We start from the raw sequence: 254 nt of genomic DNA, 5'->3' as shown, positions 1-254 counted from the left end.
ATAACGCTTGGGTTACTGAAAAGCTGATTCACCATCTGCTCGCCAACATCCTGATCGGTGCTGACACGCGTAACGATGACCCCCGCGGCGGTAGAAATCACCAGCGCCGGAATTTGTGCCACCAGACCGTCGCCAATGGTCAATAGCGTATAACTTTCCGCCGCGTGTCCCATGCTCATGCCATGTTGCAGCACGCCGACCAGCAACCCGCCGACAACGTTAATGACCATGATGAGGATCCCGGCGATGGCATC

The 254-nt window shown here is 56.3% G+C and carries 1 protein-coding gene; it reads right to left on the bottom strand.

The window, feature by feature from the left end; all coding sequences use genetic code 11:
* Window positions 1-254, bottom strand: a 254-nt coding sequence (locus tag FN960_RS24420; RefSeq protein WP_185971159.1) for an FHIPEP family type III secretion protein, incomplete at both ends; no start/stop codon positions are given.

The organism is Alkalicoccobacillus porphyridii (assembly GCF_007293315.1).
Lineage (GTDB): Bacteria > Bacillota > Bacilli > Bacillales > Bacillaceae_D > Alkalicoccobacillus > Alkalicoccobacillus porphyridii.
Note: the sequence above shows the minus strand (reverse complement) of the source record. Positions and strands in the feature narration are given on the sequence as shown.